Origin of the sequence: Streptomyces sp. NPDC057654 (genome assembly GCF_042800135.1) — a bacterium.
Taxonomy (GTDB): domain Bacteria; phylum Actinomycetota; class Actinomycetes; order Streptomycetales; family Streptomycetaceae; genus Streptomyces.
This window is the reverse complement of record NZ_JBHVHQ010001186.1, coordinates 1-2,016: the sequence shown is the minus strand read 5'-3', so window position 1 is coordinate 2,016 and position 2,016 is coordinate 1. Positions and strand designations below refer to the sequence as shown.

General features: G+C 73.0%; 2 protein-coding genes. Both read left to right on the top strand.

The annotated features are described in order from the left end of the window. Nucleotides 1-693, top strand: a 693-nt coding sequence (locus ACFU99_RS41840; RefSeq protein WP_384403534.1) for a hypothetical protein, incomplete at its 5' end; no start/stop codon positions are given. 176 nt (nt 694-869) lie between these two features. Then, the gene (locus tag ACFU99_RS41835) at nt 870-1,958 is read left to right on the top strand and encodes a YncE family protein (protein WP_384403532.1); all 1,089 of its coding nucleotides are present in this window, start codon (nt 870-872) and stop codon (nt 1,956-1,958) included. Nucleotides 1,959-2,016 lie beyond the last annotated feature (58 nt).

The following is a 2,016-nucleotide window of genomic DNA, read 5'->3' as shown; positions in this document are numbered from 1 at the left end:
GGGGGGGGGGGGGGGCGCCGGGGGGCGGGGGGCGGCGCGGGGGGGGGCCGCCGGGAGGGGCTGGTCGTCCCGGGGGTGCCCTCCGGGGGCGGGGGGTGGACGGGCGCCGCGGCCCAGCGGGGGGGGGCCGCGGGGGGGCCCCCCGACGAGGTCGTACGCCGCTACGGCGATGTGCCGGTCTGCCTGATCGGTACGGGCATGGGCGCGCGTGCCGCGCTGCGCGCGGCGGGCCATCCGGCCGTCAACTCCGTGCTGGCGCTGGGCCCTTGGCTCCCCGACCCCGAGGCCGGCCCCGAATCCGTCCTTGATCCCGACAATGCCAACAGTGCCGTCAACGCCGATATCGCCGCCAACGCCGGTCTCGGCCCCGACCCGGTCAAGCAGCTGGCCGGGCGGCAGGTGCTGATCGCGCACGGCACCAATGACGCGCGCACCGACCCGGATCTCTCCTACCGCCTCGCGGAGCGCGCCAAGAAGGTCAACCGGGACGTCTGCCGCTTCGAGGTCCATTCGGACGGGCACGCCCTGCATCAGCACCGCTCCGAAGTCACCGCGCTGGCCGTGGACTTCATGCTGGGGTCGCTGTTCGCGCGCGGGTATTCGCGGCCGGTCGCCGACGCGCTGGCGGCGCCGCCGCCGCTGGGGCTGCGGATGCCGCTGGCGGCGGGGTTCGGCTCGTCGCTACAGCACTGAGGCCCGTACGAGCCTCGGCGCCACCGAACCGGACTCGTCACTTCCGTCACACCCACCCCCCTGACTACTTAGGTAACCCTAAGCTAAGCTGACGATCGTCCGAGGCGACACCGCCCGGATGCCGTCCACGCCTGCCTTCTTCGGCGTCCATGCCTGTTCTTTGGGGAGTAGTGACGATGACCGTCAGACACCAGCACGCCGCCCACACGCTCGTCCGCCGGTCCGCCGCCGTCGTCCTCGCCGCGGGCACCGTCCTCGGCGCCGCCGGTGCCGCCACCGCCGCCCCGGCCGCTCCCGCGCACCACCGACCGCACCACCACGCCTCGTACAAGGTCGACTCCGCGCAGCTGGCCCGCGGCCTGTACCAGTCCTCGTACTCCGAGCGGAACCACGTGCTGTGGGCGACCACGGCCGTCGGCCGCCCGCCGGTCACGCAGTCGCAGCTGCTCAAGGTCGACCCCAAGTCGCTGAAGACGAAGGCCGCCATCACCCCGCCGGTCACGGACGCCGCCACCAAGGCTGTGGAGGCCGTGTACGGCGTGGCCGTGGACGACGAGCACAACACCGTGTGGACCACCAACACCCGCAACGACTCGGTGGCCGTCTACAGCCAGCGCACCGGCAAGCACCTCGCCACGGTGCCCGGCGTGAAGCACGCCCGCGAGATCGTCGTGGACGAGCGCCACAACACGGCCTGGGCCAGCGGCTTCGGCGACGGCAGCATCGTCGGCTTCGACACCCGCACCTTCAAGGAGAAGAAGCGGGTGACGGTCGAGGGCGCCGGCACCACCGGGCTCGCGGTCAACAAGCGGACCGGCACGGTCTACGCGACCGACCTGACCAACAGCAACATCATCGCCGTCTCGCGCTACTCGAACGAGCCCAAGCTGATCCCCACCGGCCAGGGCCCCATCTCCATCGCGCTCTCCCGCGACGGCCGCACCGCCTACACCGCCGACAACAAGGCCGGCACCCTCTCCGTCGTCGACCTGCGCAAGGGCAAGGTGACGCGGAGCGTGAAGACCGGCGAGGCCCCACTGTCCGTCGCCGCCGACCCGCGCTCCGGCAACGTCTTCGTCGCCAACCGCACCCCCGGCACCACCTCCGTCGTGGACCCGCGCCAGGGCTCCGTCATAGCCACCCTGGCCACCGGCCCCAACCCGAACCACGTGACCGTGGCGCGCGGTACGGCCTTCGTGGTCGACAAGGCCGCGGCGGGCGAGCAGCTCCTCGACTCCGTACACCGCATCAGCGCCAAGCGCTGACGTCCCGGAGGGCGGCCCCTGACCCGAGCCCTGCCCCCATCCTGATCGCCCCCACGGC

Bases quoted from the DNA above. Each gene is read 5' to 3' on its own strand.
- ACFU99_RS41835 (WP_384403532.1), top strand. From the start codon at position 870: ATGACCGTCAGACACCAGCACGCCGCCCACACGCTCGTCCGCCGGTCC.